Origin of the sequence: Chryseobacterium jejuense, from assembly GCF_900100075.1 — a bacterium.
GTDB lineage: Bacteria > Bacteroidota > Bacteroidia > Flavobacteriales > Weeksellaceae > Chryseobacterium > Chryseobacterium jejuense.
This window is the reverse complement of the sequence record NZ_FNEG01000003.1, coordinates 552,949-578,518: the sequence shown is the minus strand read 5'-3', so window position 1 is coordinate 578,518 and position 25,570 is coordinate 552,949. Positions and strand designations below refer to the sequence as shown.

Below are 25,570 nucleotides of genomic sequence, written 5' to 3'. Positions count from 1 at the left end.
AAAGATAGTAAAGATTATATTATGAATAAAACGAGACTTTTACTTTTTCCGACGTTTGCCATTTCTACCATGATTACAGCACAAACTACTTCGGTGACTGTTTCTGGAAAAGTAACCAATAACGATAAAGCTGCATTACCCTATGCCAGCATCATCTTAAAAAAGGAAAAAGACAGTGCATTTGTTGCCGGAACCATTACCAATGAGGAAGGGAGATTTTCTATCACAGGAATTAAACCGGATCATTATCTTATGGAAACGTCCATCACAGGCTATAACAAACAGACTCTTCCGGTATTTATAGGAAGTCTTTCCGAGTTTTTGGAAATTCCTCTTATTGAACTGGAAAGAAAAAAAGAACAGGAGACCAAGATTGAAGAAGTAATTGTCTCCGGATCCAAAAAAAATGAAATCAATAACCAGCTTGATAAAAAGACCTATTCCGTAGCAGATAACATCAGCCAAAGTGGAGGATCAGTATTACAAAGTATGCAGAATCTTCCTGGAATAACCGTACAGGATGGTAAGGTACAGCTTAGGGGAAATGATAAAGTAACGGTTCTTATTGATGGGAAACAAACAGCGCTCACAGGATTTGGGAGTCAGACAGGGTTAGATAATATTCCCTCTTCAGCCATTGATAAAATTGAAATCATCAACAATCCTTCGTCGAAGTATGATGCCAATGGAAATGCCGGAATCATCAATATCATCATGAAAAAGAATAAGCAGAACGGATGGAATGGTAAAGTAGGATTCACAACGGGATTGGGATCTCTTTGGGTAAGAAAGGATAATCTTCCAACCATTCGACCTCAGTATACACTCACTCCAAAGATTAATCCTTCGTTATCTGTTAATTATAGAAAAAACAAGGTCAATTTATTTCTACAGGCGGATAACTTATATACTGAAACGCTTAATAAGAACGAATTTGTCACCCGTACTTATGATGACGGAACCATCATCAATTCACAGCTGAAGAGAAACAGAAACACCAATTTCTTCACCACAAAAGCCGGAATGGACTGGAATATTGATGCCCAGAATACTTTAACGATCTCCGGAATGTATGGCAGTGAGAAAATTATTGACCGTGGCGATCAGCCTTTCTTTAATGGAGATTTATCTCAACGTCTTCGTTTATGGCAATTCCTTGAGGATGAGTTGAAAACCACCATAATGGGAACTGCTTCCTATCAGCATAAATTTAAAGAAGCCGGGCATTTGTTAAATGTAGGATTCAACTATACTTTCCATAGAGAGGATGAAAAATATTTCTATGATAATTATCTCCCTGCCACCACAGGAACTGATGCCTTTAAATTATTGTCTGATGAACAGGTGTATGACTTCAATGTCGATTATATAAAACCACTTAAATACGGTAGATTAGAAACAGGAATCAAGCTTAGAAGCAGAAGTATCCCAACCAATATGAATTTTATTCCGGGTGCAAATTCAGTATTGGATGCTGCTGCCGGTGGAAAGGCAGATTATAAGGAATTCATTCCTGCTGTCTATGGAAATTATGTCCTTGAAACTGAAAAATGGGAAGCAGAACTTGGGTTAAGGCTGGAATATGTAAGAATTGAATATGATGTAAACCCCAATCATCCTACCTACAAAAGTGACGGATATAATTATACACAGCCATTTCCTAATTTCAGATTAGCTTATAAACTTAATGACCGTAATAAGTTTTCCATCTTTTATAACAGAAGGGTAGACCGTCCCAATGAAGTAGATATCCGAATTTTCCCTAAATATGATGATGCAGAAATCATCAAGGTAGGAAATCCGGCATTAAGACCTCAATTTACCAATTCTATTGAACTTGGATATAAATATAATTGGGACAACGGCTATCTGTATTCTGCCTTATATCATCGTTTTGCCAATGGAACGATTACAAGAATTTCCAGTATTGTTCCGGGAAGTAATCTTATTTATGCCATATTTCAGAATGCGGGAAGAAGCTATAATACGGGATTGGAAACTATTTGGAATCAAAAAATTTCGGATGTATACTCCTTTAATGTGAATGGGAATCTATATCGCAATCAGATCGATGCATTTTCAGTGCAAAATCTTTACCCTGTTGCCAATGTATTCTCAGCGGATAAACAAACCGCTGTTTCAGGAAATATCAAATGGAATAATATTTTTCATTTTGCCAAGGGATTTGATGCACAGCTTACAGCCGTCTATCTGGCACCGGATGTTATTCCTCAAGGAAAAATACAATCCAGGTTTTCTATGGATATAGGATTGAAAAAAGCCATTCAAAAAGGGAAAGGTGAACTGTTTTTAAATGCCTCGGATCTGCTTAACACTATGGTTATTAAGAAAAATATTCAGGGAATGGGATTCTCTTATACTAGCAATGATTATTACGAAACTCAGGTGGTAAGACTCGGATACAGCTATAAATTTTAATTAACAACTGAAATACTATACATATCAGCATCATTATGAAAAGATACTTTCCAAAACCATTACTCTATTTGTTGATCTTCATCTCATTCTTTCAGAAGATGAATGCTCAGAATAGTATTGATACGGTTGCTGTTCAGGAATCTGCAGCAGACAGTATTTCCAATATCCAGCCAACCAAGCTTAATTATAAAAGCCTTATTATTCCTGCTGCATTCATTTCATATGGAGTAGTAGGTCTCTCTTCAAGTAAACTCAAACAACTGAATTTTTCTACCCGAACAGAGATCAATGAACATCAGCCTACACAGATGAATCTGGATAACTATACTCAATATGCTCCTGCATTGATGGTATATGGATTGAATGCCATTGGAATAAAAGGAAAACACAATCTTAGAGACCGTACTATTATCTATGCCTCGTCACAACTGATTTCTGCGGCCTTTACAATGCCTTTAAAATACCTTGTCAAAGAGGAAAGGCCTGATCAGTCGAATACGCTTTCATTTCCATCCGGACATTCCGCTACTGCTTTTTCCTCCGCACAGTTTATGTTCAGGGAATATAAGGATACCAATTTCTGGCTGAGCCTTTCAGGATATCCATTCGCTATTTTTACAGGCGTATACAGAATGCTGAATGATAAGCATTGGCTGGGAGATGTAATTGCAGGTGCAGGTTTCGGTATTCTTTCCACAGAACTGGCCTATTGGCTCTTTCCAAGAATAGATAACATGCTGCGTGGAAAGAACAAAACTAAAAATTTAACCAGCTCCACAATGGTAATGCCTTTTTATCAGAATAAAACAATAGGAATAGGATTGGTTAAGAATTTTTAAATGTAATTATTCAGAATAATTTTATTGATATAAAGAAAGCACCGCTCCATTGAACGGTGCTTTCTTTTTTCTATCGACTACAGGTTTTCCTTATAGAAAGGGATCAATTTTCTAAAAACTGATTTCTTCATATTCAAATCAGCCTTATGTATTATAAGTGAAACTTGATGTAAGAATAGTAGTGAAAAATCTATAAAACATAGAAGTTTATTCTTTTATTAATAATATTTTTGTGCTTCAAAATTTAACAAACTAAAAAACCATGAAATTCAATTACAAAAAAACGATCCCTGTATTGGCAGGTATCTTTTTTTCAGGCTTTACAATGGCTCAAGCTCCCGCTATACAGTGGCAAAAAACTTTTGGGGGAAGCAATTCCGATCGTGCAAATACTATTATTCAAACTGCTGATGGCGGGTATATAATTGGTGGGGCTTCTAATTCAAATGATGGTAATGTGTCCGGAAATCACGGAAATCAAGATTACTGGCTGGTAAAATTAAATTCCACAGGAAACCTTCAATGGCAAAAATCTCTAGGGGGAACAGGAAATGATTATACAAGTTCTGTCATTCAAACTGCTGATGGTGGATATGTTGTTGCCGGAACTACAGATTCGAATAATGGTGATGTAACAGGTAATAAAGGTTTTACAGATGGATGGGTTTTAAAATTAAACTCTGATGCTGGAGTCATTTACTGGAAAAAGACGTTTGGTGGAACAGATTATGATGTTATCAACCAAATGGTTCCTACAACAGATGGTGGATATATATTTGTGGGAAGCTCTTCTTCAACTACAGGTGATGTAACGGGGAATAATGGTTATGTAGACTATTGGATCGTAAAAATAAATTCTGATGGAAATATACAGTGGAAAAAATCTTTAGGGGGAACAGGAGATGACAGAGCAACTTCCGTTGTTCAAACCAGCGATGGTGGATATGCAGTTGCCGGGTATGCAGAAAATAATAATGGTGATGTAACAGGAAACCATGGTGGAAAAGACTACTGGATCATAAGAATGAATTCTGATGGTGGAGTTATTTTCTGGAAAAAATCTTTAGGTGGAACACATCAGGACTTACCCTGGTCTATGGTAAAAACTTCTGATGGCGGATTTATTGTAGCAGGTCATGCCTTTTCTAATGATGGAGATGTAACAGATAATCATGACGGAACTGATTTTTGGGTAGTTAAAATAAATGAAGCAGGAAATATTCAATGGCAAAAAGCTTTGGGAGGATCTAAATTGGACGAGGCATTTTCTATTATTCAATCTACTGATGGAGGATATTTGGTCGTAGGAAGTACAATTTCAAATGACGGTCAGGTAGTAGGATATCACCCTCCTACAAATACAGGCCCCGGAGAAGCTCCTCTTTCTTTTGATTATTGGGCCGTAAAATTGAGCGCAACAGGAAGTATTAAATGGCAAAAGTGCTTAGGAGGATCAAATACAGATGAGGCTTCATCTGTTATCCAAACCGCAGATGGTGGATATGTCATTGTGGGGAGTTCTAAGTCCAATAATGGAGATGTTACGGGAAATCATGGAGATTATGATATTTGGGTCGTAAAACTTGCTCAGGATAATCTGGCTACTAACGAAGTACTGAAAGATGACAAGCTTGCAATTAACGTATTTCCAAATCCAGCAAAAGATCACATTACTTTAAAACTTGATTATTTTACACCTTCTATGGAAGCAACCATTACGGATATGCTTGGAAAGACAGTTCATCAACAGAAATTAGAAGGACTAAATACCAAGATCAATACAAGCCGTCTTGAAAAAGGAGTTTATTTTGTAACCATACTAGGCGGTACACAAAAAGAAACCAAAAAATTCATTATAGAATAATTGATAAAAAATAAAATATCCTAATAAAACCACACAAGAAGTGTGGTTTTTTACATTTATGTTATTGTAAAAATTTCTTTAGACAACTTTTGCTTTCCGAATAATCTTTGCGAGCAGGGCAGGGAAGAACCTTTTCAGATAAACTCCCAATACTTCTTTGCCGCCGATGGCTTTTTGATTTTTCTTTTTTTCAATGGCATTCAGCATTTTTTTAGCGAAAACAGCTACAGGCATTCCGTTATTGGTAGCATCATCCATCGTTCCCTGCGATGAACCGTCACCGGTTACAGCGTGAATGGAAATATTGGTCTGTATAAATCCCGGACAGATAATGGTTATAGCGATATTTTGAGCATATAATTCTGCACGCAAAGCATCAAAGAAACCATGAAGAGCATGTTTTGCCGCAGCATAACCACTCCGCATAGGTGCTCCGAATACTCCCATAAGACTTGAAACTACCGCAATCTGCCCACCTTTATTTTGAATCATATAAGGTACAATTGCTTTGGTTAGAGCTACGGTTCCAATAAAATCAACATCCATTAAGCGTTTATCTACTTCTATATCGGTTTCCATAGCTAAAGAACGTTGGGATAATCCTGCATTATTGATGAGAATATCTATTTTTCCAAAGACTTTCGCTGCTTTGGCTGCTATTTCGGGCATTTCTTTATAGTTTTTCAGATCTAAAGGAATCACAGCATATCGGTTAACCGTAAGACCGGCACTTTCTGCCACTTCATAGAGCTGTTCTTCGTTTCTGGAGGAAAGAATAATTTTTGCATTGCTCTTTTGAGCCAATTCTTTTACTAAAGCTTCTCCAATTCCTGATGATGCTCCTGTAATCCAGACTACTTTATCATTATAATAATTACTCATTCGAAGTGTTATTCATTTTAATTATCCTTTTTTAATCCTGCAATATACTTTCCGGCTTTCATTCCTGAGAAAATACATCCACCAAGAAATGTTCCTTCTAATGCTCTGTAACCATGCATCCCGCCACCGCCAAAACCTGCAGCTTCACCTGCGGCATAAAGTCCTTCAATTGGGCTATCATTTTCTCTTAAAACCTGTCCGTTCAGATTGGTTTTTATTCCGCCAAGTGTTTTTCGGGTTAAAATATTAAGCCGTACCGCTATTAAAGGCCCGTTTTCAGGAGAAAGAATCTTATGGGGAGCAGCCACTCTTCCAAGCTTGTCTCCTAAATAGCTTCTGGTACTTCTGATATAATTTACCTGTGTATCTTTTGAAAACTTATTGTCCAGTTCTCTGTCTCTGGCTTCAATCTGAGATTTTATTTTTTCATAGTTCAGAAGGTGATCACCGGAAAGCTGGTTCATTTTATCAACCAGATCTTTAAGATTATCTGAAACGATGAAATCTTTACCGTGTTCTTTAAAAGCCTCAACAGGGCCTGGAGCTTTTTTACCAAAAATCCGCTTCAGAAAAAGGGCGTAGTCTTTATTAGTAATATCCGGATTCTGTTCTGAACCTGAAAGCGCAAATTCTTTTTTAATAATTTTTTGTGTCAGAATAAACCATGAATAGGAATAGCCTGTATCCTGAATATATTTTAATGTTCCCAACGTATCAAATCCGGGAAGGAAAGGAGCAGGAAGACGCTTTCCCTTAGCATCAAACCATAGGGAAGAAGGCCCTGGCAATATTCTTATTCCGTGATTGGGCCAGATGGGATTCCAGTTTTGTAAACCTTCCGTATAATGCCACATTCTATCGCGATTAATGATATTGGCTCCTGCATTTTCAGCAATACCAATCATTTTACCATCTACATAAGCCGGAACTCCGCAAACCATGTTTTCCGGAGGTGTTCCCAATCTTTCAGGCCAGTTTTTCCTTACCAATTCGTGATTGGCTCCTATACCGCCTGAAGCAATGATAATATGAGCTGCGGAATATCCAAATTGAGAAATAATATTTCTATTGGTGGCAACACCTCTTTCCTGAGCATCGTTTTCAAGAATATCACCTTTAATACCAGTTACTTTTCCGTTAACTTTAACCAGTTCTGTGACTCTATGCCGGAATTTCATCTGCAACAGTCCTTTTTCTTTGGCCTGATATGCTTTTTCCACAAAAGGTTTTATTACACCTGTTCCGGTTCCCCAGCTTACATGAAAACGGGGAACAGAATTTCCGTGGCCAGTGGCTGATCCGTCACCTCGTTCTGCCCAGCCTACCATAAACATCAGTTTGATACCCAATTTGGAAATGTATTCGTATTTTTCACCTGCGGCAAACTTTAGATAGGCTTCTGCCCATTTTCGGGGCCAGTAGTCTTCATCCCGGTCAAAACCTGCTGTTCCTTTCCAATCCTGTAGAGCCAATTCATAAGAATCCTTAATTCCCACTCTTCGCTGTTGAGGAGAATTAATAAGGAAAAGTCCTCCGAATGACCAGAATGCCTGTCCACCAATGTTCTCTTCAGTTTCCTGATCCAATAACAGTACTTTTTTCCCGGCATTTGTAATTTCCATTGCAGCAGTAAGTCCTGCCAATCCGGTTCCTATAATAATGGCATCAGGTTGGAATGTTTCTTCCATGATAAGGTGTTTTTTTGATTCACAATACTTTATATAAATGTATAAAATATTTGTACTTCAATAAGCAAAACACTTTCAAAAACTATAAGAAAATATTGTAATAACCAGAGATTTACAGATCTCCGTGTCCCTTTTAGGTCAAAGTCTCAAATTCTACCGTTGCCCCAAGATCTTCCAGATACTTACGATCATACTCCAGCCATTTAGTATAGCCTGTTCTGAATAATATTTTTGGATTTTTACTGAGTTGAAGAGCTTCAGTTCCGGAGAGGCTGAATTCTTTTTTCAGTAAAGCAATAACCTTCATTTTATTGGGACCAATATCAGTAATGTACAAGTTTGCTTTTGAGCCCATTGCTTCATCAGTTTCTATTGAGTTTGAAACACATTCTTCTTCCTCTTCAATACTGGTATATACTTCTTCCCATAAAGGATTTTCCAGATCTATATTTTCATCAAAATACTCTATTAATCCTGCTTTGTCAAACCTTACATTTTGAATCTGAAGCAAGACGTTCTGAAATTCAGTCAAATTTTCAGCGATTTTTACTGGTTCCCAATTTCCCTGTCCGTGCCAAGCGAAATACACAGGAAATTCCTGTTTGGCTTCATTCAGATCAATAAAAAAAGGATCAGCAAAATAGTTGGAAGCCAAAACAATCCAACTTGGTTTGAATTCTCCCGGAACATCACTTACCAAAGCTTTATGTTCTACTGAATTGTATTGATATCCATCCTGAAAATAATAAATATGCTCTACAGAGGCATAATTTTCAGGTAATGCAAGGCCTTCAATACAAACCGGATCTTTCAAAAACGCTGTAATAACAGGAAATGAAGACACTTTTTGCACTAACAAACTGTTTTCTTTTTCTCTTTTCTCAATGTCAGCAGCAGATAGTACATGTTGTACTCTATCAAAAGGAAATTTCCCTTGCATCCAGTGCATTAAATCACGATCTAAAACTTCTAAAAGCTCTTTCTGAAGCACACCATATGAACTCAGATAGACTTTTGTATCCTTATTATTTTTTGAAATAATGGCCACCTGACCACCAGAATCATCTGCTACAGGAATATAATCTGGAAGGTATTCTTCAAATTCATGGGTATCATAGCGTTCCTGAATTTCTTCTTCAGTCCGGAATACACGCACCACATCATAAAGAATGTCTTCTTTATGTTTTTTTGCAAAAGTCTTTATAAAATCTGACCAATGGTTAGGAAGAGTGATTTTCATAGAATGAAAGAGTACTTTAAAATTATTGAAATTGTTGTCAATTATTGACTGTGATTCATTTTTCACCACTAAAATACAAAAAGAGAATTCATTTGAAATTTTATCTTTGTTAAAAATCATTACAATGGAAGAATCTAAACCTTATGCGGTGTTTACAATAGCTAAAGACGGAACCCGTCATAAAATTGATGCTACCTCCATCATCATACAGCTTGAAGAAGAAGAAATTGAAATATCTGTGATCCCGCCACATCCTGCTTTTCAGGGAAAACTGACATTGGCAACAGGCTCAGCCATTCAGGGACGGGAGCAGGAGAGAGGACTAGGAACTCAACTGATTATAGAGCCTGGAGCTGCTAATGTGATCCATATTACTCCTAAAAAGAATAAGAACACTTAATAAAAGCTGAATAATACACGCGTATAGCCTATTACAATTCAATAAATCATTTATATTTGTGAAAAATAGAAGTATGAAGTATTTGTTTATCATGGTGTGTTTTGTCTGCTCCATTTTCAGTCAGGCACAGCAAACACAGGATCCCTGGAAAGACAGCCAGCTGATGGATCCGGCATTATTAGCCTCAAGAATTGTACAACACAAAACCAAAGATGTATTGATTATTTCAGTGGGCCCTGAGGCAATTATCAAAGGTTCTGTAGACATAGGTCCAACCCATGAACCTGAGAATCTGGAAAAACTGAGAAATTATCTTAAAGATATTCCTAAAAATAAGGAAATTGTAATCTATTGTGGATGCTGTCCTTTTGTAAAATGTCCAAATATCCGTCCTGCATTCAACTTATTGATGGAAATGGGCTTTAAAAATGCCAAGCTTTTAAATCTTCCTAAAAATATAAAAACCGATTGGCTGGATAAAGACTATCCAACAAATGATTAATATGAAAACGAGTTTTACCATAGTGTTTTTAGTCCTGTTTTCAGGATTTGTATTCGCTCAAAACAAAATTGAAGTAGGGAAGAAGGCTCCTGAAATAACAATGGTTAAACCAGACGGCTCTTCATTTTCACTTTCAAGTTTAAAAGGGAAGCTGGTTCTTGTTGATTTTTGGGCTACCTGGTGCGCTCCATGTGTAGGAGAGCAGCCTGAACTGAAAAAATTATATGACACCTATTCGGATCAGGTTAAAGCCAAGAAGTTTGAAATTCTGGGGGTTTCCTTGGATAAAAATAAAGAGAGTTGGCAGAAAGCGATTGAACGATTTAATATCAACTGGATACAGATCAGTGATTTAAAATTCTGGAAAAGCCCGGTTGCAAAAGCTTATGAAATAGATGAACTTCCTTTTAATGTAATTATAGATGGAGAAGGAACCATTATTGCTAAAAATCTTCATGAAAAGGAACTGGAAGAGTTTTTAAAGAAGAATCTAAGCAATAATTAGCCTCAAAAAGGATAAAATATACAAAAGAGTGGTCAGGATGGCCACTCTTTTTGCATTTGATTGCTATTTGTGTATTAGAATCGGAGCCGAATAATTTTTCATGATTAATCAGAAGAACATTGGAGGGAATTATGTTACTACTGATTAAGATATAAGTTTTTTTAAGTCGGGTTTTATTATTTTCTTTTATTAATGCTGTAAAAATAAGAATTAAATTTATAAAAATCACAATAAAGGGAATAATTTAAATGTTAAATTTTGCTTTTAATTAAGTAACAATTAGTTAATAAAAAAAATGAGTTAGAGGTAGAGGAATAGCTGTAGAATAATTTGATGTACATTTAATTATCCTAATAAAAAAATAGATGATTTTAAACTTGATAATGAAGTTTATACAAAAAGAATTTCATATGCTATTAGAAGCAATTGATATACGATAAAACCTATTACTTCTTCATGATATCTATATTCGTTTCATGAAAAAGAACTACTTCCTCAGATGTGCATTATCAGTCATCTTGCTTATGCACAGTGCAATCTCTATTTTTAGTGGAGATGTTAACAATTTTGGCATCAACTATCTGGATAATATAGGATTCTCTCCAATAGGGCTTTATCTTGCCTGGATAATAAAGCTTATTCATCTTGTTTCTGTTTTTCTTATCTGGAGAGATCAGTTTATAAAGCCTGTTGCGCTCTGTAACATTGTCATTTTTGCTTTGGGAATCTATTATATCCATTGGGGAAATGGTTGGTTTGTGGTAGGAGGTGGAACCAATGGGATTGAGTTTAACGTCTTGCTGATATTCAGTTTTATCAATCTCATACTTCCTGAGTTTCGTTTAAAAAATATCAATCCATAACATTCCATGACTATGGCATTGAATATTTATTTTGAACTATTAAGATTCAAAAAGCTTTCTTACTGGTTTAATAAAATAATTAAAAGCTGTTTGTAGATGAATAGCAGAAATTGGTAGACTTTATATTTCTATATTTGACTGGATCTTATTATTTTATATTTTTAAATGACAGTAAGTTTGAAATCAGATCATAAATCTAAGCTATACATTCATCTGCTTTTTTGGATATTGTATTATATCCTGGAGGTTTATCTTGACTTTTACTGGTCCAGATATCAGTTTCCAAGTTTCAAATGGCAGTTAAGGCTTCAGAATACGGTTATTCTTGAACTGGGCTACCTTTTGGTTAAAATTCCTCTTGCTTATTCTTTGTTGTATGTATATGAAAAGGTTCATATTAACAAGATTTTTAAATATATTCTCTGCGCTCTGATTGTTATACTAGCAGTATTAGGTCATCGTTTTTTTACTCATGATATTATTTATCCTTATATCTATGGAGTTACAGAGACTTTGGACGGAAAACAACCTTCCAGTTTTATCAATGGATTAGTTGCATTCAATTCCTTTATGGATCTTATTTTTATGGTAGGATTGGTTTTTGGGATAGAAATTACGAGACAGAAAAACCTGTTGAAAGATCAGATTTCCCAATTGAAATCGGAAAAACTGGATCAGGAACTTACCATGTTAAAAGCCCAGATCAATCCTCATTTTTTGTTCAATACATTGAATAATATCTACGGAATGGCTCTTAAAAAGGCAGATGAAACGCCTGATGTAATTCTGCAGCTTTCCAAAATCATGCGGTACAATATCTATGAAGCTGCTGAAAAAAACATTTCGATTGAAAAAGATATTGAAAATATTAAGGATTTTATACAAATTCAGAAAATTAGACATCATCACCTTAGTGTACATCTACAGGAAAGCATTGATAATCCTTCTCAGGAAATTTCACCGCTTATCCTAATTCAATTTGTTGAAAACGCTTTTAAACATGGAGTTTCTGAAAGTCTGGGAAATGCGTTCATCTCCATTGATATTGAACTGAAAGACAGAATTCTTACCTACTGCATTGAAAATTCAAAAGAAGAAAAACCTCATCAGCATTCTACTAAAATAGGACTGAAAAACATCCGCCGACAGCTTGAACTGCTATATCCTAAACACAAACTGACTGTGGAGAATAAAACTGACCGATATATTGTACACCTCAAAATTGACTTCAATGATCCATCTAACCTCTAAAAAATACAATTGCATTATTGTAGAAGACGAACCGATTGCGGCAGAAATTCTGGAAACATTTATTTCCCGGGATCCGGAACTGAATCTTATAGGTAAGTGCTCTGATGCGGTGTACGCAAGCAATCTTTTGAGCATTCATGAAGTAGATCTTATGTTTTTAGATCTTCATCTTCCCGTGGTAAAAGGTTTTGATTTTTTGAAAAAACTAAAGAATCCTCCATTTGTGATTGTGACAACAGCTTATCATCAATATGCCATAGAAGGATATGAACTGGATATCGCAGATTATTTGCTGAAACCTATTCCTTATGAGCGTTTTGTTACAGCTGTTGAGAAGTTTAAATATTTAATAGAAGCGGAAGATGCCTTATTGGAAATAGCTGAGCGTGATCATATTTTCATCAGCAGTGGCAAAAAGCAAATTAAAATCATTCTTCAGGATATATTTTATATCGAAAGTTTAAGGGAATACATTCATATTCATACCAAAACGGAAACATTCACCTTCAAAATGCCTATTAGCAAAATAGAGGAAAGTCTTAATCCAAACATGTTTACGCGTATTCATAAATCTTATATTATTTCCAAACCTAAAATAGAGGTTAAATCTGCAACTGTTGTGCAGATTAAAGGAAAAAATCTGCCTATTGGAAGAACTTACAAGCCGTTTATTGATTTGTAGTGCCGGTAATGAAGTACTGTGCTTTTTAAAACCACCCTGGCAAAAATTCTCTGAATTTTTGCCACCCTTTTAAGGAATGGAATGTTCATTCCTTAAAAGGTGGCTTCCTATCTTTCTATTTAGCCAATAAGCAAAATAATTTCCGCAACTCATTACTCATTACTCATTACTCATTACTCATATTTTAGTAGACCGCATTCCGCTATTGATATATAGATTTCATCATATTCTTCACCAATTATTGAATTTTGATTAAACAATAAACAAAATCAATAATTATGAAATACAAGTTGAAACTTTTAAGTGCAGGCGTCGCTTTTTTTATCGGAAGCGAAACCTATTTCAGCCAAGGCAAGCAAGACACCCTTACAACCCAGAACATAGAGGGGATTGTTGTTACCGCGCTGGGTATCAAAAGAGAAAAGAGATCTCTGGGGTATTCTACACAGGAAGTTAAAGGTGAAGATATCAACAAAAATCCCACTACCAATTTTTTGAATAATTTATCAGGAAAAGTAGCAGGGCTTGAAATCAGACAGTCTACCAACTTTGGAGGATCTATAGATGCTGTTTCAAGGGGATATAAATCTATTTTGGGAGATAATCAGGCTCTTTTTGTAGTGGACGGTGTTCCTATTATCAACAGGAATATCAATTCCACAGTACAGCAGAGCGGATTTGGAGGGTATGATTACGGAAGCCCTGTTTCGGACATTAATCCTAATGATATTGAAACCGTAAATGTATTAAAAGGAGCTGCTGCAACAGCTTTATATGGATCCAGAGCTCAAAACGGAGCCATTATTATCACCACTAAGAAAGGAAAGAAAAATACGCAAGGTGTCGGCTTGGAATACAGTGGAAGTATTTCTGTTTCTACGGTTGACAAATCTACCTTCCCTGAATACCAGACTCAGTACGGACAGGGATATTGGGGAAATGTGTTTCCGTTGTATCAGAATTCACCTATGGCGATTTTTTGGCATGATGCATCTTATGGAGCTCCTTATGATCCCAATCTTGCGGTATGGCAGTATGATGCATTCATTCCTGGTTCTCAAAATTTTGGAAAAAAAACACCATGGATAGCGGCTAAAAATGGACCGATTACCTTCTTTGAAAAGGCTATTAACCAAACCAATAATATAGCTTTAAGTGGCGGAAATGACAAAGCAACTTTCAGACTGAGTTATTCTAATACCAACGCTACGGACATTATGCCTAATTCCTCTTTAATGAAAAACAATTTTGGAGGAAATGCATCTTATAAGATTACGGATAAACTTACAGCCACTATTTTTGCCAATTATATTACGCAAAGAACCAAAGGACGAAATTCCACAGGATATACTGATAATATTATGACCGGATTCCGCCAATGGTGGGCAACCAATATAGACCTTCAGTATCAGAAATACCTGTATGATACTTACAATAAAAACTACACATGGAATATAAAAGGACCTGATAATCTTTCTCCTTCTTATTGGGATAATCCTTATTTCTCCCGGTATCAGAATTACCAAAATGACAAAAGAGATCGCTTTGCAGGAAACTTCAGTCTGAGCTATGATCTTTCAAAAAACATCAACATTCTGGGAAGGGTAGGTATTGACGGATATACAATGATTACCGAAGAAAGAAAAGCGGTAGGTTCCATGCCAGCCTTTTTCAGCTTTAATTTGATAGAACAACCGTCGGGTTATGCTGTGACTAATCTCCGTTTTACAGAAACCAATTATGATCTGATTGCTACTTATAAAAAGAATATTACAGAGGATCTAAATCTGCAGACCTTATTGGGTGGAAATGTCAATGTTCAGTCCAATTATTCCAATGCACAAACAACAACAGGTGGTTTATATATTCCGGATCTTTATACCATCTCCAATTCGGTTGCTACTCCTGCCAAACCTATTACCATAGACAATACAAAATACATTTACGGAGCTTTTGTGCAGGCTTCTTTAGGATATAAAAATACGTATTATCTGGAAGGAACTTTTAGAAGAGATCAGTCTACCTCATTACCTAAAGAAAAACAGGTGTATTATTATCCTTCGGTTTCTGCCAGTGTTGTATTTTCCAATCTATTGAAACAAGAATGGTTAAGCTTCGGAAAGGTAAGAGCCGCTTATGCAGAAGTAGGTTCGGATACCAATGCAGATCAGTTAAGGAACAGATATATTCCTCAGGCATCATTAGAGAATAATCCTGTATATGCTTACAATACTTCTTTAAGAAATGCGGACCTGCTTCCACAGAAACTTAAAAATTTTGAAGTAGGAACCAATATGCAGTTTTTAAAAAACAGGGTAGGCTTAGATCTCTCATGGTTTCGGAATATCGCATTTAATCAGATATTGCCACTTCCCATTTCGCTGGCAACGGGCTCTCTGTCTAAAATTCAGAATACAGGTGAACTTACTACAAAAGGGGTTGAACTTACTTTAAATATAACTCCATTGAAATCTGAACATTTTACCTGGGACATGGCTATCAACTGGTCTAATCCCAAAACCAAAATCACTGCATTACGGGAGGGCATAGAAAATATTACTCTGGGTACCTTACAGGGCGGGATTACCATTAATGCTCCACTCAACGAAGAATATGGAAGCATCTGGGGATCGGATTTTGTATACGATCCCAATGGAAATAAAATTATAGGGACTAATGGAGCTTACCTGCATACGGATGACAGCAATCATAATTTGGGAAGCTTTCAGTCTGATTTTGTGGCAGGTCTAAATAATTCTTTTACTTATAAAAATTTTAATCTAAGCTTTCAGATCGATTGGAAAAAAGGAGGCAAGGTATTTTCCCTGGATCAGTATTATGGCTATGGAACGGGGCTCTATCCGGATTCTGTAGGTTTTAATGACCTTGGAAATCCTATCAGAAATACGTTGGAAAACGGAGGTGGTGTTATTTTACCAGGGGTCATGCAGGATCCTAATAATCCCGGACATTATATTCCTAATACAATTCGTCTAGACCGTTCCATGTCTAGCCAGACTCTGGAAACCGATCCTCCTGTAGCGGCATTTGTTTATGATGCAAGTTTTATCAAACTTCGTCAGGTATCTGTTTCTTACACCTTCAACAATCAATTTTTAAAAAAAGCAGGGATTCAGAATCTTACACTTGGTCTCATAGGAAGTAATTTGTGGATTATTCATAAAAATCTTCCGTATGCAGATCCGGAATCTGGACTTTCTTCAGGAAGTATCCAGGGATACCAATCCGGAGTAATGCCTGCTACAAGAAATTTCGCCTTCAATCTGAAAGTTAATTTTTAAAAAATATTACCATGAAAAATATTATCATAAGCTCTCTTTTAGCATTGGTACTAACGAGCTGTACCTCAGACAATGTAAATGATGATCCCCATGTAGCCTACAGTATGGTTCCTGAACCTCTTCTCACCTATGCAGAAAAAGAACTGAGCGACTATATGACCACTCCAAGTGTTAATGAGAATAACTTCCGCCTTACCATGCAATACTGGCAGGAAGTTACTTACGTAAGTGAGAGCAATTATAATTTTACGGCAAGAAATGTCTCTAATACTATCTGGACAGATAATTATGTGAATGTCCTTAACAATCTGAATAAGGCTAAAGAACTTATAGAACAATTTCAGCCGACAGCCTCAGAAGTGAATGCCTGGCCTGCAAAAAGACAGAATCAATTAGCTATTATTGATATTCTCTCAGTATACACATTTCAAACCATGGTTGATACTTTCGGTGACGTTCCATATAGTCAGGCTCTTAATTATGAGAAGTATCCTCTTCCTATCTACGATGATGATACACAGATTTATGAAAAATTAATTACCCGTCTACAAGCAGACATCAATAGTCTGGAGGAAGGAGAAGGAAGCTTCGGATCAGGAGATATCTTTTATCAAGGTGATATAGGAAAATGGGAAAAATTTGGAAATTCGTTGCTTCTAAAATTAGGAATTGCACTTTCAGACGTTAATCCTTCATTGGCTCAATCTACTATCAATGCAGCCATTACCGGAGGAGTCATTACCAATGAAACGGATAATGCTAATTTCAGATATCAGGCAGAAACCCCGAACTTTAATCCATTGTTTGAAAACCTAGCCAATAGTGGGAGAAACGATTTTTTTGGCGGAAAACCTTTTATAGATTTCCTTAATACCACGTCCGATCCCAGAAGAACCCAATATTTTCATGATGTACATGGCCAATATATCGGTCAGGTAATCGGTTTATCAGGTGTTTTTACAGATTTTTCTGCTCCCGGACTATTTGCATACATTCCTGTTACACCTGGAAAAATAATGACTCATACCGAAGTGGCTTTTTATATGGCAGAAGCCGCAGCCAGATTCGGAATTGGTGGAAGCCCTGATGCTCTTTATCAGAATGCTGTACAGGCCTCTTTTCTGGAATGGGGATTTTCGGCTCAGGATGCACAGTCTTATCTTTCAAACAACCCTTATGATGCTACCAACTGGAAAAAATCGATCGGAGAACAGGCCTGGGTTGCCATGTACAATCATCCTGTAATATCCTGGAATTTTTACCGCAGATTAGATTACCCTGTTTTACAGGCTCCACCAACTGCTATTGCCAATGCAGGTGGAAAGGTTCCTGTGAGGCTTCAATATCCAACGTTAGAGGCTACTACCAATGGGACTAATTATGCTAAAGCTGCAGCAGCTATCGGTGGCGATAAGCTCACTACCAAAGTTTTTTGGGATGTTCAGTAAAAAGCTGAAAGAGGGAAGCTGGAAGTTAATGTTGAACCTATTAATTAATGATTATTGTTATAATAAGGACCAATAGCTACTTCAACAATAAGTTTTTCTATTTTTTCATATCTATTATGTAAGCCTGCATTGTAACAATGCAGGTTTTTTTATGGACTATTCAGCCATTCATAGACCATAATTTTCCTTTTATAGATGTTTTCCCCGGATTACGCTTCATTTATTCATCTTTGAAAAATAAATATAATTTGGTTGATTTATTATTCTAGTATTGGATAATAAGTTTGGCTTAAGATAAGTGATAATCTTAAGCCATTTTTATGAGGAAACATATATGTTTTCAGCCCGGTGGATTATAATAATAACAAAATTTAATTTTTTTTATTCATAGCATATCTGTACTTTTATCCGGCAAAGAAAGCGTTACGTATACATGATAGGAAACTACTATTTGAATATCATCAATAACCAAATATCAACATTTTCCTATGAAAAAATTAAAGTTCGTAACGGCTCTGATTGTCGCTTTCTTTTTTGTGAATTCGTGTGACAATGAAAATCCATCAAATCCATCAGGTACTCATCCTAATGCTGAAAAATATCAACGCATTGTTGATCGGTTTATGCAGGCAGGCGCTGTAGGAGTAAATGTAGCAGTCATTTCACCGGAAGGAATCTGGACAGGCTCCGGAGGTCTTGCCGACAGGGAGAAAAATATCCTCATGAAAACGGATCACAGACTTAGGGTTGGTAGTATGACAAAAATGTTTGCATCTGCTACTATTTTAAAATTACAGGAAGAAGGTCTTCTTAGTATCAAAGACAAAATTAACAAGTACCTTCCAAAGAGTATTACAGATCATATTTCGAATGCCAATGACGTCACCATTGAGCAATGTCTTAATCACCGATCGGGTATCCGAAATTATTTGCAAGATGTGTCTCAGGGTGTTTTCAATGGAAGTATTGTTAATTATTCGGCTGAGCAAACCCTTCAGATGATTTATGATAAACCGGCTGATGATCCGGTAGGAAAAGGCTATTACAGCAATTCAAATTATTTACTGCTTTCCTTAATTATCAAGAAAGTAACAGGAAAACCTGCTTATCAGGTAATCAATGAAAAAGTAATTGCTCCTCCTGGTCTTAGAAATACATTTGCCTCGACCACCCTTCCGGATAAATTGACAAGATCTTATTATACTGAAAATGCCGACGGAAAGGATTTGAATGATGTTACCTGGGTTGATAATAACGGAATCGGTGGAGAGGGGGCTATTGATGGAGGAATCATATCAACAGCATCTGATATCGCTCAATTTACAGAGGCACTTTTAACCAGTAAGTTACTTTCCTCAGCTTCAATGCAGCAACTGAAAACATATGTAGATAACGATCCTGCCAGGTTAGAACCGGACTTAAAATATAATAAACAATATGGTTTGGGACTTATGAGATTAGAAACGGATCAAGGGGAAGCATTAGGACATGACGGTCATGTTTTTGGGTTTGGAGGTAAAGCGTACTATTTTCCAAAGCAAAAGGTAACAGTCTGCATACTCCTCAATACCTGGTCTCCAAAAGTTGTGGCAGTTCTTAACGCCAAAGAAACTTTTAATTTATTGTTTTAAACTATAAATGAAATCATAACAATTTTTAAGATTGAAAAATAGAAGTATGTACACACCTCTTTTAAGTGGCTCTTTACAAGTCTAACAGAATGCTTTTTTAATATTTTGGCTTAATGATTAGGAATAATCTTAAGCCAATTTTTATTAAAATAGCTTGAGACCGACAATTCCGACCACAATGAGTAAGGCAGACAATAATCTGAAAATATTTGCAGAGTCCTGAAAAAAGAAAACTCCAACCAATAAAGTGCCTACCGCACCGATTCCTGTCCACACTGCATATGCCGTCCCGATAGGAATACTTTTCTGGGCATACCATAGAAATGCGCCACTCACCGTCATACATGCTATTGAAAATAGAATCCAGCTCCATTTATTACTGTCAGGCTGCTGAGATAACTTAAGGCCCAGCGGCCATCCAATTTCAAATATTCCTGCGATAATTAATGCAATCCAGTTCATACTATTTATTTTAATGATCAGGAATGGAAATATTCTTTATTCTATAGTATTCCATCCTTCATATTACTGTGTAAAATTATCAGAACCTATTCATACGTAAAGGAATAAACTGAGTGATCCTGCAAAAAACACAGATAAAACGTATTATACTGAGTGCGAAGCGTTACATTTTTTATATTCAAATCTAATTCTGAATATCTGAAATAGTAATACCTTTAAACTATAAAAAAGAAAAATGTTAACAGATATCATTGCTCCTAATCTGGATGTTATTTTTTGTGGAATTAATCCCGGTTTGAAATCTTCAAATGACGGGCATCATTTTTCAGGGAGAAGCAACCGATTTTGGAAAGTTCTTCATCAATCCGGATTTACACCTTACGAAATTGAAGCAGTGAATGATACTGTTATTTTAGAATTTGGATGTGGCTTAACAACGGCTGTTGCGAGAGCGACTTCCCGTGCTGACGAACTTTCGAAGAATGAATTTGATGATGCTCTTGAAGCTTTCACAACCAAAATAACGAAGTTCCAGCCTCAATATGTAGCTTTTCTGGGTAAAGCTGCGTATAAAGCTTTTTCTAAAAAGAAAGAAATCCCATGGGGACAACAACCAGAGGACTTCTATGGTGCTAAAGTATGGGTTTTACCTAATACCAGTGGCTTGAATCGTGGATTTTCTCTGGAGGATCTTATTGGGTATTATAAAGAACTTTATAAGGTCATCCATCCGTAGTAAGGTCTATATTTTGTTAGGCTTGCTTACATATTTATTTCCTTTCACAAAAAAACGCCAAGGTAACAATGCATCTTCCTGTGCATAAGCCACTCCTATACGAGGTCCTGCAACAATATCATCAGAAGGATATTGAATCCCGTGATCTTCAATCCAGATTTCAGTTCCGCTAAGATCTTTTTTATTGAATGAACGATCAATTCCCAATGCTTTAGCAGCAGATCCTGGACCGGCTGAAATTGCGGCTTTGGAAGCTGGCATATTTCTCCTGATCTCTATAATTTCTTTTCCTATCAATGGCTCAACGGCTCTCACCAAAACAGCGTGAGGATCATCTTCCACAGAAGTCACAATATTGAAAAGATGATGGATCCCATAACATAAATACACATAGGAAACTCCACCGTGATTGTACAATGTTTCAGTTCTGTCAGTTCTCCGGCCGCCATAGGCATGAGAAGCTTTGTCTTTCACCCCAAAGTAAGCTTCTGTTTCTACAATAATTCCAGCTGTTATTTCGCCAGTAATATTTGTAAAAAGTACTTTTCCCAGAAGATCCTGAGCCAGAAAAAGAACGTCTTGATTGGAATAATAGGAGAGTGGTAGTTTCAACTTAAGGATTTTATGAATTTAAAGATATAAAAACAATTTTCTATAATCAAGCAGATTTGTTACTACATTTGGAAATTAGTTATTGATATTCATTCAAATCCAAAATATAATGAAGTCCTTTAATCTGGCTCTGCTTTTATTTACTTTTTGTTTGATAGTACTGTCATTCAATAGTCCTTATCAGCAATCTTATCAAAAAATGATTGTTGGAAAATGGCAGCCCATACTTTCAACATCTGAGGGAGTTGAAGCCAATGGAAAACGAACAGTACAAAATTATAGATTAAGCAGCAGTGACTTCATGCAGTTTAATGCAGATGGTTCTATTACCGATAGTGCTCAGCTTTACTTTTCATATTTATTGGATCCTAATGATGATAAAGTCTTATCTTTATTCGAAGGTGGCAATTATGAAAGAAAATTTGAAATCGCCCAATTAGACAAAACAACAATGAAAATTGTTATGCGGGAAACTGACAAATACAAAGGTGAACCTTTTCAAATAACCTGGAATATTGTATTTAAAAGAAAATAAATAGGCTAAAAAATAAAAATCCCACAACAATGTGGGATTTTCTCATGTATTATCTTCCTCCCGGAGGACAATGTTCTTTCAAATATTTCGTAAACATAGTAGCCAGGTGCAACGATGTTCCTTCCCCTTCACTGATAGAGTGAGTTCTGTTAGGATAAGACATCAATTGAAACTGCTTATTATATTTTACCAGTTCATTAATATATACTTCCGTATTCTGATAATGTACATTATCATCACCGGTTCCATGAACCAACAAAAGATTTCCTTTCAGATTTTTAGCATAAGCCAATGGGGAACCGTTAACAAAATCTTCCCTGTTTTCCTGTGGAAGTCCCATATAACGTTCCTGGTAAATATTGTCGTAGAACAATTGATTGGCTACCGGAGCAATGGCAATTCCGGTCTGGTAAATATCAGGATATTGTCCTAAAAGGTTTAATGTGGAAGAGCCACCACCGCTCCAGCCCCATACGGCCACTCTGGAAGTATCTACATAAGACCATTTTGCAAATAGAGCTTTAGCACCCATCGCCTGATCGCGAATATTAAGCTGGCCTATTTTACGGTAAATGGATTTTCTCCATTCACGACCTTTAGGAGCAGGTGTTCCACGGTTTTCAAGAGAAACATACAGATAGCCATCCTTGGCCATATCTCCAATATACAACCCATTTTTCCCTGCGTTAAAATTATCCGTTACTGTTTGTGAACCCGGCTCACCATACACCATGAAAACAATCGGGTATTTTTTATTGGGATCAAAATCTTTAGGTTTTACAACCCATCCGTCTAATGTAGCTCCATCTTGTGTGGTGATCTGGAAAAACTCTGTTTTAGCTCTTGCAGGATCTGCTTTTAAAACAGTCTTGGCAGCTACAAGTTCTTTATGTTCCGGCAACGATACCACAGCACCTGCTGAACGTGCATTGACACTACTATTGTTAAACATCGCAATTTTCCCGTTGGGAGATATCATATATTGATTGGATCCGGTGTAGATTTCCGGAGTAAGTCTTTGAGCTTTTCCGCCTTGCATACTTACTTTATACAGATATTTCTGAGTAGCATTAGTAGGAGACGCTAAGAAGTAGATCTGTTTATTTGGAACATCAAAAAACTCTGGTTTTATAACGTCAAAAGCATCTTTTGTAAGCAAAGTTTCTTTACCGGTCATATCTATTTTATAAATATGTCTCCAGCCGTCTTTTTCAGAAAGCCATAAGAACTCTTTACCATTATTGATCCAGTCCCAACCGCTTGGATCATTGTCATTCCAACGGGATTTGATGTCTATCCATGCAGGATCTGTCTCCGTATGAATGGTTTTACTACTTCCTGACTGAGCATCAGCCACCATAATTTTACTCTGATTCTGTTTTCTGTTTAATTGCTGCAGAATAATAGATTGAGAATCCAGTACCCATTCCATTCTCGGAATATAATTCTGTACCTCGTCACCAGCTATATCTGCTTTCTTAGAAGATTTTGAAGCAAGATCATAGAACCAGATGCTGCATCCTGAGGGGTTTTCACCCACTTTCGGATATTCTACAGGAACGGTAAATGAGTATAAACTATCCGTATTATTAATCATCAGAAAGTTTTTTGTTCCTCTTGCATCCAGTTTCCAGTATGCAATTTTACTTCCGTCCGGAGACCATCTGAAACCATCCTGAGTCCCAAATTCCTCTTCATAAGCCCAATCGAAAGTACCGTTAATCATTCGGTCTGTACCATCATTGGTAATTTTAGTATGCTGATTATTGGTAAGATCTTCAATATAAATATTATGCTTAGACACATAAGCTACCTTTTTACCATCAGGGGAGAACTTAGCAAACATTAAGGATGATGTTGGCAGGTCTTTTCCAAGCTGAGTAAGTTTCTTGGTATTTTTATCAAAGATCCAGTAATCTCCACGGGTATTGTCTCGCCATACTTTCTGGGTATTGGTGAAAAGTAACAGACTTTTACCATCAGGAGAAACCTGAAAACTCTGTACTTCTAAAGCCGTAGAGCTTCCCGAAGGAATCAATTCATTATTGCTTAAAAAAGCCTGATCTTTTCCAGGATTCAACACATCAATAATCCCAACACCATTTTGGGTAAATGAGTAATAAGCGTTACCATCAGGAGTCCATTGTGTTTTTTGGGCTGCCAATGGTGACAGACACAGGAAGTATAAGGCAATAGCCGTTATTTTTTTAATATTTTTCATAGATATGATCTCAATTAAGCTAAATATTCGGCTCTGTAGTTTTCAATTTCATCAACCGTAGTAATCAATCCGTTTCCAAGAAGTTTGTAGCTATCATCTGTAATCAGGAAATCATCTTCTACACGAACGCCACCGAAGTTTCGGTATTCATTTACTTTATCATAATTAATAAATTCCGCATTTTTATTTTCAGACTGCCAGATATCAATCAGCTCCGGAATCATATAAATACCAGGTTCCACCGTTACCACATATCCGGATTCTAAAGCTTTTCCTAAACGTAAAGATTTAAGGCCGAATGTTTGAGTATCTTTTGGCTCTTCCTCTGTATAACCGATATATTGCTCTCCAAGATCCTCCATATCATGCACATCCAATCCCATCATATGCCCTAATCCACACTGGAAAAATAGGGTATGAGCATTGTTTTTCACTGCTTCTTCAGGATTTCCTTTCATTAATCCCAAGTCAACAAGTCCTTCCACCAGATATTCAGAAGCTTTCAGATAAATGTCTTTAAACTTAACTCCCGGTTTCAAAAGATGATGAGCATTATTAAATGAATTCAAAACGATCTCATAGATTTCCTTTTGTTTCGTACTAAAGGTTTTGCTTACAGGAAATGTTCTGGTTAAATCACCTGCATAGCCCATAGCCGTTTCAGCACCGGAGTCATTAAGAAAAAGATCTCCGTCTTTCAGGGTATTAAGGCGATAATGATTGTGAAGGATGCCTCCATTTATAGTAACAATCGGAGGATAAGACATCTGACATTCTTTGTTAGCAGCAAGATATTGAATAGCATTAGCAATCTCATATTCTTTAACACCCGGCTTAGCTATTCTCATCGCCAAAAGGTGCATTTCATTAGACACGTTAACCGCTTCTTCTATCTGTACAATTTCCTGAGCTTCTTTTACAGAACGTTGTTTTACAACAGCTTTTATCATTTCCACAGAAGGCTGCAACTCTGCTATTTTAATCCCTAAAAGATCTGTTAATACAATTTTATTAGAAGGCTGATAGGGTGGAAGATAATGTACCTTTCTGCCAGAGGATTGTGCTTTCAGAAGGTATTGAGAAAGCTCTGCATACGGTAACCTTTCCTGTACTCCGGATTTCAGGCTCTTTTCTTTCAACGTTTCCTGCCTGCCCATCCATACAATATCATCAATACTCAGTTCATCTCCGAAAACAATCGTCTTATTCTCATCAATGTCAATAATCGCTGCAATCTTAGGCTCCTGAATCCCGAAATAATACAGAAACGTACTGTCCTGACGGAAATAATAAGGATTATGCTCAAAATTTACAGGATTCTCTATATTTCCTAAAAACAATAGAATTCCACTCGCCACATTGCCCTGCAATACGGCTCTTCTGTCTTGATAAGTCTGTGCTGAAAACATATATTATGAATACTTTTTATTTTAAAAGTTTAAAGTTACGATTTTGTACTATTTGAAGT

Annotated in this window: 21 protein-coding genes; 14 read left to right on the top strand and 7 right to left on the bottom strand. The window is 36.5% G+C overall.

The genetic code is table 11. From position 1 onward, the window contains the following. The first annotated feature begins 21 nt into the window (after positions 1-21). From BLS98_RS11775 to BLS98_RS11765, 3 genes are all read left to right on the top strand, one after another. Positions 22-2,439: a TonB-dependent receptor gene (locus BLS98_RS11775; RefSeq protein ID WP_089736692.1), complete on the top strand. Its 2,418-nt coding sequence runs from the start codon at positions 22-24 to the stop codon at positions 2,437-2,439. Between the two features lie 35 nt (positions 2,440-2,474). Beyond that, positions 2,475-3,278, top strand: coding sequence for a phosphatase PAP2 family protein (locus BLS98_RS11770; protein WP_089736690.1), 804 nt, complete (start codon positions 2,475-2,477; stop codon positions 3,276-3,278). 262 nt (positions 3,279-3,540) lie between these two features. Continuing rightward, positions 3,541-5,142, top strand: a complete 1,602-nt coding sequence (locus BLS98_RS11765; RefSeq protein WP_089736688.1) for a T9SS type A sorting domain-containing protein — start codon at positions 3,541-3,543, stop codon at positions 5,140-5,142. 78 nt (positions 5,143-5,220) lie between these two features. Here the strand turns inward: BLS98_RS11765 and BLS98_RS11760 are convergent, their stop codons facing one another. From BLS98_RS11760 to BLS98_RS11750, 3 genes are all read right to left on the bottom strand, one after another. Continuing rightward, positions 5,221-6,024 carry an SDR family oxidoreductase gene (locus BLS98_RS11760; RefSeq protein ID WP_089736686.1) on the bottom strand — a complete coding sequence of 268 codons (804 nt, stop codon included), beginning with the start codon at positions 6,022-6,024 and terminating at the stop codon, positions 5,221-5,223. A 17-nt stretch (positions 6,025-6,041) separates the two neighbouring features. Next, complete coding sequence (locus tag BLS98_RS11755; RefSeq protein ID WP_089736684.1) at positions 6,042-7,712, bottom strand: FAD-binding dehydrogenase; 1,671 nt, start codon at positions 7,710-7,712, stop codon at positions 6,042-6,044. 133 nt (positions 7,713-7,845) lie between these two features. Then, positions 7,846-8,952 carry an SMI1/KNR4 family protein gene (locus BLS98_RS11750; RefSeq protein WP_139166107.1) on the bottom strand — a complete coding sequence of 369 codons (1,107 nt, stop codon included), beginning with the start codon at positions 8,950-8,952 and terminating at the stop codon, positions 7,846-7,848. Between the two features lie 124 nt (positions 8,953-9,076). Between BLS98_RS11750 and BLS98_RS11745 the strand changes: the two genes are divergently transcribed. From BLS98_RS11745 to BLS98_RS11705, 9 genes are all read left to right on the top strand, one after another. Then, a complete protein-coding gene (locus BLS98_RS11745) occupies positions 9,077-9,352 on the top strand; it encodes a hypothetical protein (protein ID WP_089736680.1) in 276 nt (91 codons plus the stop codon). Positions 9,353-9,425: 73 nt separating this feature from the next. Continuing rightward, positions 9,426-9,854, top strand: coding sequence for a rhodanese-like domain-containing protein (locus BLS98_RS11740; protein WP_089736678.1), 429 nt, complete (start codon positions 9,426-9,428; stop codon positions 9,852-9,854). Position 9,855: 1 nt separating this feature from the next. Then, on the top strand, positions 9,856-10,359 hold the full coding sequence (locus BLS98_RS11735) for a TlpA family protein disulfide reductase (RefSeq protein WP_228425160.1): 504 nt from the start codon (positions 9,856-9,858) through the stop codon (positions 10,357-10,359). Between the two features lie 476 nt (positions 10,360-10,835). Further along, positions 10,836-11,222, top strand: a complete 387-nt coding sequence (locus tag BLS98_RS11730) for a DoxX family protein (protein ID WP_089736675.1) — start codon at positions 10,836-10,838, stop codon at positions 11,220-11,222. A gap of 177 nt (positions 11,223-11,399) precedes the next feature. After that, positions 11,400-12,473, top strand: a complete 1,074-nt coding sequence (locus BLS98_RS11725) for a sensor histidine kinase (RefSeq protein WP_089736830.1) — start codon at positions 11,400-11,402, stop codon at positions 12,471-12,473. Beyond that, positions 12,454-13,155: a LytR/AlgR family response regulator transcription factor gene (locus BLS98_RS11720; protein WP_181575082.1), complete on the top strand. Its 702-nt coding sequence runs from the start codon at positions 12,454-12,456 to the stop codon at positions 13,153-13,155. The genes BLS98_RS11725 and BLS98_RS11720 overlap by 20 nt, the downstream gene beginning before the upstream one ends. 278 nt (positions 13,156-13,433) lie before the next feature. Continuing rightward, positions 13,434-16,457, top strand: coding sequence for a SusC/RagA family TonB-linked outer membrane protein (locus BLS98_RS11715; protein ID WP_089736673.1), 3,024 nt, complete (start codon positions 13,434-13,436; stop codon positions 16,455-16,457). 11 nt (positions 16,458-16,468) lie between these two features. Then, entirely contained in the window at positions 16,469-17,905 is a 1,437-nt protein-coding gene (locus BLS98_RS11710) for a SusD/RagB family nutrient-binding outer membrane lipoprotein (RefSeq protein WP_089736671.1), read from the top strand. A gap of 488 nt (positions 17,906-18,393) precedes the next feature. Beyond that, the gene (locus tag BLS98_RS11705) at positions 18,394-19,536 is read left to right on the top strand and encodes a serine hydrolase domain-containing protein (RefSeq protein ID WP_089736669.1); all 1,143 of its coding nucleotides are present in this window, start codon (positions 18,394-18,396) and stop codon (positions 19,534-19,536) included. Positions 19,537-19,680: 144 nt separating this feature from the next. Here the strand turns inward: BLS98_RS11705 and BLS98_RS11700 are convergent, their stop codons facing one another. Further along, on the bottom strand, positions 19,681-19,998 hold the full coding sequence (locus BLS98_RS11700) for a DMT family transporter (RefSeq protein WP_089736667.1): 318 nt from the start codon (positions 19,996-19,998) through the stop codon (positions 19,681-19,683). A 235-nt stretch (positions 19,999-20,233) separates the two neighbouring features. Here BLS98_RS11700 and mug point away from each other — a divergent pair, with 235 nt between their 5' ends. Then, the gene (gene mug, locus BLS98_RS11695; RefSeq protein WP_089736665.1) at positions 20,234-20,734 is read left to right on the top strand and encodes a G/U mismatch-specific DNA glycosylase; all 501 of its coding nucleotides are present in this window, start codon (positions 20,234-20,236) and stop codon (positions 20,732-20,734) included. Between the two features lie 6 nt (positions 20,735-20,740). On the opposite strand, the gene BLS98_RS11690 is transcribed toward mug, so the two are convergent. Next, a complete protein-coding gene (locus BLS98_RS11690) occupies positions 20,741-21,346 on the bottom strand; it encodes a DNA-3-methyladenine glycosylase (protein WP_089736663.1) in 606 nt (201 codons plus the stop codon). A 109-nt stretch (positions 21,347-21,455) separates the two neighbouring features. On the opposite strand from BLS98_RS11690, the gene BLS98_RS11685 reads away from it, so the two are divergent. Next, entirely contained in the window at positions 21,456-21,881 is a 426-nt protein-coding gene (locus BLS98_RS11685; protein ID WP_089736661.1) for a hypothetical protein, read from the top strand. Between the two features lie 49 nt (positions 21,882-21,930). Here BLS98_RS11685 and BLS98_RS11680 read toward each other — a convergent pair whose 3' ends face one another. Next, on the bottom strand, positions 21,931-24,102 hold the full coding sequence (locus BLS98_RS11680; protein WP_089736659.1) for a S9 family peptidase: 2,172 nt from the start codon (positions 24,100-24,102) through the stop codon (positions 21,931-21,933). Positions 24,103-24,116: 14 nt separating this feature from the next. Next, positions 24,117-25,511: an aminopeptidase P family protein gene (locus tag BLS98_RS11675; RefSeq protein ID WP_089736657.1), complete on the bottom strand. Its 1,395-nt coding sequence runs from the start codon at positions 25,509-25,511 to the stop codon at positions 24,117-24,119. Positions 25,512-25,570 lie beyond the last annotated feature (59 nt).